At 33.5% G+C, this 6,027-nt stretch carries 6 protein-coding genes; 2 read left to right on the forward strand and 4 right to left on the reverse strand.

From position 1 onward, the window contains the following. The 3 genes from J7604_RS26010 to J7604_RS26020 form a co-directional block, all read right to left on the reverse strand. Positions 1-488, reverse strand: a 488-nt coding sequence (locus J7604_RS26010; protein WP_293903238.1) for a Swt1 family HEPN domain-containing protein, incomplete at its 3' end; no start/stop codon positions are given. A gap of 113 nt (positions 489-601) precedes the next feature. Next, positions 602-1,978: a caspase family protein gene (locus J7604_RS26015; RefSeq protein ID WP_293903241.1), complete on the reverse strand. Its 1,377-nt coding sequence runs from the start codon at positions 1,976-1,978 to the stop codon at positions 602-604. Positions 1,979-2,024: 46 nt separating this feature from the next. Then, positions 2,025-2,876, reverse strand: a complete 852-nt coding sequence (locus J7604_RS26020) for a HEPN domain-containing protein (RefSeq protein ID WP_293903244.1) — start codon at positions 2,874-2,876, stop codon at positions 2,025-2,027. Positions 2,877-3,162: 286 nt separating this feature from the next. Between J7604_RS26020 and J7604_RS26025 the strand changes: the two genes are divergently transcribed. Continuing rightward, positions 3,163-3,468: a hypothetical protein gene (locus J7604_RS26025; RefSeq protein ID WP_293903247.1), complete on the forward strand. Its 306-nt coding sequence runs from the start codon at positions 3,163-3,165 to the stop codon at positions 3,466-3,468. A 272-nt stretch (positions 3,469-3,740) separates the two neighbouring features. Continuing rightward, the gene (locus tag J7604_RS26030) at positions 3,741-4,217 is read left to right on the forward strand and encodes a hypothetical protein (protein ID WP_293903250.1); all 477 of its coding nucleotides are present in this window, start codon (positions 3,741-3,743) and stop codon (positions 4,215-4,217) included. A 651-nt stretch (positions 4,218-4,868) separates the two neighbouring features. Here J7604_RS26030 and J7604_RS26035 read toward each other — a convergent pair. Continuing rightward, on the reverse strand, positions 4,869-5,951 hold the full coding sequence (locus J7604_RS26035) for an AAA family ATPase (protein ID WP_293903253.1): 1,083 nt from the start codon (positions 5,949-5,951) through the stop codon (positions 4,869-4,871). Between the last annotated feature and the right edge of the window lie 76 nt (positions 5,952-6,027).

The raw sequence follows: 6,027 nt of genomic DNA on the forward strand, positions 1-6,027 counted from the left end.
CATGTATGTATTGCATTTTGTTTTATTAAATCAACGTCTCCTTTTTTAATTGGCCTAAAATGAGCTAAAGAATTCCTTACATTGCCTATTTCGTCAAGTTTATTTCTCATAATTTCCTTAGAACCCAAAAAATAACTTTTAAAATGTTGCCAATATGAATCATGAGTAATTATTCTTATTAGCTCACCACTTGTTAGATGAAGCAGTGGGCTATTTAAAATATATCCTAAATATGCATAGTTTTTATCTTGAGCCAACCTTCTCTTTGCAATAGCATTAATCGTTGACTGTTCTTCATCATCACTTGTTACAGTTAGATCCTTCCACTTTTCATTAAACTGATTTTTGAGGATTATATATACAAAAACCCTTAATGAATTTTCAATGCGAAAAAGTATATTTAATGCTTCAAAATATTCCATTTTTAACCAATCTCCTGGAAGTTCATAATTATTATTATCGATATTCTTAGCTTCTTTCCAATCCATTACTTTGTTATTTCGTTATTATTTGTAAATTAACTTCACTTTACCTTAATACTAGAGTAGTACAATTTAATTTAAAAAATCTTATTCAAACTCTTCAGACATCCTTTCTCTTATTACAATTCTTCAATATTAAATTTTTCTTTTAAATCATTCTCTACCTTACTTATCAAGTCTTTATTTATGTTTTGAATTGTTTTTAATACTGGGTTATTACCTTCAAATTTAGTTTCAATTGTAATCCATTTTATTTGAGTTAAATCAAGTTTCTTGTTATCCCAGTTTTCCTCTAAATACGTTGACACAAAATAAAAAAATCTGATTGCCCTTCTAGACAAGAAAAATATTACCTGACAATTATAGCATTCTATATTCGGAAACAAACCTATCAAGTCAATAGATATTCCTTTATAAGGAATATCTACTTTTGATACAATCTCTAGATCCCAATATAAATTACCATCATAATCATAATTTTCCTCACTAACGACTTCAACAAAATAAGGGTCTGTATTTTTTTCCAACCACTTTGTTATCGCCTTTTTAACAGGAATTGATTGATAACTTTCTAAAAACTCTACCTTTGTATTAAACAATTTGTCTAAATCTCCAGGGAGTTGAAATGCATTGTAATCATTTTGTATAAGTTCTAACATTTCAAATGCTCCTTTTTTATCAATATAATTTTTAGCATCTAACTTAACCAATTCTAATAATGAAACTGATTTCTCCATGGTATTCTCTGTTGGAATTTTCTGAGGACTACCCGCAATTGTATCAAGATAATCCTTTAATTCTTTGGTAAAGGAGCAAAACCGTTCTGTCAAATCTGCTTGTATTATAAAAAATGGTGTCTGCTCTAAACTTTCGGAAAAATAATCAGCAATTACATCGATAATGTCTTTATACCTAATTTCATTTGATTTAAAATCCCTCAATGCACAAATAAAACTGTGAGTAAAATCACTTATAAAATTATTTTGATATGAATATTGATGACTTAAGGATGAATTAAGGAAATAGCACTTTCGGAATCCTTTTTTGCTTTCATCTAAATATTTAGCTAAAACATTAGCTTCCTTTATATAAGCAGTTCCCGAATGACATGCATCAATAACCTTAACAAATAAATTTGGATTTAATGTTCTAATAAAATCATCCATTTCTTTATTCTGTAAAGAAGTTTGATTTCTTTTCTTTGGGTCAAAATCAGATAACAAGAAATAAAATTCATCATTTATAAATTCCCCATGCCCAGAATAATAAAAAAACACCTCATCTATCTCTTTCCCTTTATTCCCTGCTATGAAATTTGTTAATAACTCTTTTGTATTAGCACTTCCTTCTTCATTATTAATATATAAAATATTCCCAAATTTTTCTGTCTTATTAAGGATCTGATATATTGCCTTAGCATCATTCTTACATCCAGGCAGGTCATTCGACTTGTCAGTATATTTGCTAACTCCAATAATAATTGCGATGTTATTCATTAATAAATTAGTTTGGTTATAAATTTACACTTAGAGATCTTACTAATCATCTCCCCCTCTCCTCACAAACCTCCTTCACCAAATCCCTCAGCACCTCTACACGTTTAGCAAGATATTCTAGATCTTCATTACCTATTGTGTAAGTCTTCTGATAGCGCGCATCTATATAGGCTCTTTTGAGAAGCTCAAAACGTGCTTTACTTTCAGGATCTGCGAAAGGAAATACAGTTTTGAATCTTTCATTGATCTGAGCAGCCATCTCTCCTAGCTTTTGTATATCGTGGGTCTTGGGTCTATAGCCTGTATATACTAAAAGTAAAGCTGTATAATATCTTTCTGTTGCTTGATGAAGTTGAAAGGCTGCAATTTTCAAATCATTCTCATTCAGATTAAAAAAATATGTTTTCAAAAAAACATTCGCACTTCCAAACCACTGCTCAAAATCCTCTTTAGCCTGCTTCTTCAGCTGCTGTTCATTCAACACGCCAGGCTCTGCGAGCTGGAAGTTCTGAGTATCATAAAGCAAAACACCTTCTTTAAGAATGTCGGTAAAGAAATAACTGTTCTTGCGAATTTCTTTGTTCACGAACTTTATACCGTGATGAATAAGGCTTACCGGTGTTTGTAAAGGAAGCTTCTTTACAGACTCTTCTGTTTTATACCAGCGGTTGCTGCGTCTTGGGCCCAGCTCTACACGAGAGATAACAAGTATATCAAAATCACTTTTGTATTCATAAGTAATGCCATCTTCCACATAGCGGTCTTCCACCCACTCATTGCGCGCATAAGATCCGAACAAAATAATCATCTCCGGTTCAAATGCTTCTACAATAAGATCTCTCACAGAGATAAGCTCTCCCTGCTTATGCGCAGGAAGAAAGTCTATACTGGTTTTCAATGATTGATAATAATTTTACGAAATCGAATATATCAAAAAATAATGTACAATGTTCAACAAAAAGATAAAGATCTATATATGACACAATTGCAAGTATTTTTCTTATCTTTATTGCGCCAACAGAACGTGGTAGCAATACCACACTATTTATTTTTATTTAAGACTTTAGTGGTATTGAAATAGTACTACAGCATTAACTTATTGCCTGAGGATCCTGGTATCAGTAATGGCCAGGGGCACGAACTGCGTTCTGTTGGCAATCCTCGGGCAAACCATTTTTATACAAATGCCAGCAGAACCAATCAACCAGGCTATCCCGCAAGGCGGAGATATGCCCAAACGCCGGAAGATTAAGCTTCCGGAGAATTCAAAAATCAACAAAAATATCATTGATGAACTCGACGTCTTTCTAGAGGTCGTACCGGCAAAGAGACTCAGCCAAAGTCTGAGAGACATGTTTCTTTTATGTCTCAGTATGGACCGTGATATTATGCTCGGATGGCCGTTTGAAAAGATGCCTGAAGATCTTTTCTTTTTGCTGCAGTTCTTAGATGCAGCAGCAGAAGAGCTGCCTGAAGCTAATGCCGCATAGGTGAATATGAATAGCCGGATGAGAGATTGTCCGGCTTTTGTTTTATATGCAAAGAAGATTTATTTTAAAAAATCATCGATGAGCTGGACCTTTACAATTGAGCTCCAGAATATTTCACTTTACTACTTGCCTAATATTCAAAAACTTACTATACTCGCATCATCAACCAGCAAGACACTATCGGAATTTTTAATCAACCTTTCTTGCTGCTTCCTTTTTGCTTTCAATTGAAAGAATAAAAATAATTTTCAACCTAAAAACCCATTTTTAACATGGAAAAAAATGTTAGTGCCGTTGTCACTGCTGAAGATGTTCAGAAAGTGATTGCTTATCTGCAAGAAGCAGAAAGATTGTTACCTTTTTTAATTTCTTTAAGCATTGAAGAACGACAATCTCTTCCCAAGTTAGGTCCCAAAAGTGTAGACTTTGTCGGTGATGCCAATGAAACAGTAAAAGCGTTTCCTTCTATCATGCCTACTACATTTGATAAACCAGAGTTTGGCAAAGATTCCGATCTTACAAAAGCGCTTATAACAATCAAGATGAATGTCGATTCATTCCAGCAAAAGCTGGATGATACATTAATGGAAGTAGGCAGCGAAGCCATGAGCAGTGCATTGGAAGTATATGCACAGGTGCAGCTTCAAAAAGATACTGTGCCCGGCTTGAGATCTGCTTATGAAAAATTAAAGGCCAGGTTTGTAAGAGGTAAATATAAAAAAGATAAAGGGTCTATAATTGAAGGTTAATTTAGAACCGACATAAACAAAAGGCTGTCTTCTCACCAGAAAGACAGCCTTTTTTATTGCACTTTATTCTTTTCTAAAGAGTTTTAGAAGATCAATTCAATATTCGAGCTCTAAAGTTGAATTTTCGAGCTTTTAGCCTATAATTTCGAGTTCCGAAGGCGAATATTCGAGCTTTTAGCTTATAATTTCGAGCTCTGAGGGTCGAAATTTCGAGCTTTCAGTCCATAATTTCGAGCTCTGAACTCGAATTTTCGAGCTTTTATTCCAAAATTTCGAGTGCAGAACTCGAATTTTCGAGCTTTTAGCCCATAAATTCGAGCTTCTGAGGTCGAATTCTCCAGAGTCCTGAATTCGCTATTTGGCAATCTTAAAGCATTTCACAGATCTAAAAATCCTTAAGTCAATTCTATCCAAGATAATCCTGTCTATCCCCCAATCCCATAAATCCCAGTTCAAACATTTTCAGCTTCTCAATCAAATAATCTGCATTATAAAAAAGAGACGCCATCCATGGCGTCTCTACACAAAACTTTTATCTGATCATTTAATCATCCGACAATATCAATAAATTATCCAGATTCATTCTCACATAATCTTCAGGTGAAGATGAGACGAGTGTGTACTATACTCTCAGAATTTCAAACTTACAACTTAAGCTACTATTTTATTTCTTCCGAACCCAATCGATGCTTGAGTATTACAAGCAAACTCCTTTTGATCCTGATTGTAAATTTCACTTACAGTCATACTTTGAGTCACGATTTTTGAAAAGCCCAAAGAATCTGAAAGTTGCTGAGCCTTATCGACAGTGAGCTTTTGAAATTCATACTTTGCAATAAGTCTGCCTTTTCTCATCAGCGCTTTATCTATTTTAGATATATCAGTATTAAAAGAACATACCACCTGAATATTCAAGCAATCGGACAAAAGTCCATCACACAGATTTAGAAGGTTAGAGATCGCACCATTAGATCCACCCGACCTTTCCATGATGACGTTTTCAGCATCTTCTATAACAAGTACAGACTCTGAGTAATATGATAGGAAAGAAAGAAACCCAGGACTTCCTATTTCATATACAATGTCAGGAGGCAGGTAGATCATTCTCTTATTTATACTTGAGATCAAGTGCCTTATATAGTTTGTCTTCCCTGTGCCCGGAAGTCCATGCAATAGAACAATACCTTTATCCTTAGGTTTGTTCAATCTTTCTTTTATAATCTTATCTATTTCTATAAAATCATCATTATAGTTTAAGCCAAGATCAAGATTGGTATTCGGTATTTCAAACGAAGAAAGAGAAAGTGTGTCATCTTTACAGATAAGGTTAATCTCGGACTTTATCTCTTCTTTGATAATATAGCTCTTAACAAGATCTTCCACTTCCCTTCTAAAACCAGAATCTGTTTTATATGAATATAAAACTTCAACAAGTTTAGCACCCGGATAACATCCCCAGTTTGAATTGAAAAAAATCATACAATGATTCCCAATATCAAACAATACATAACTGTGCCATACCTTATTCTTTTCCTGATCAAACGACTGAGACTTGATAATTCTATCTTCTGAAAGTGCATACTTTTCAATAAGACAATTGTATAATTTATTTTTGTCAACATTCTTTATTCCCATTCTGCTGGGAATAGTATTAAAGGTTAAATAATAATAAATGTAAGGCTGAATATAAGCAGCCTTATCATACATATCTATATAAATTGATTTACTATCCATAATTTTATTCTTAACATTAATTATTTCTTATTGCATTCTCAAGAGCTTGTGTACCCCTCCCCAAAAATAGGACAGC

The organism is Sporocytophaga sp. (assembly GCF_017745095.1).
Taxonomy (GTDB): Bacteria; Bacteroidota; Bacteroidia; order Cytophagales; family Cytophagaceae; genus Sporocytophaga.

Bases quoted from the DNA above. Each gene is read 5' to 3' on its own strand.
- J7604_RS26035 (WP_293903253.1), bottom strand. From the start codon at position 5,951: ATGGATAGTAAATCAATTTATATAGATATGTATGATAAGGCTGCTTAT.
- J7604_RS26015 (WP_293903241.1), bottom strand. From the start codon at position 1,978: ATGAATAACATCGCAATTATTATTGGAGTTAGCAAATATACTGACAAG.
- J7604_RS26025 (WP_293903247.1), top strand. From the start codon at position 3,163: ATGCCAGCAGAACCAATCAACCAGGCTATCCCGCAAGGCGGAGATATG.
- J7604_RS26030 (WP_293903250.1), top strand. From the start codon at position 3,741: ATGGAAAAAAATGTTAGTGCCGTTGTCACTGCTGAAGATGTTCAGAAA.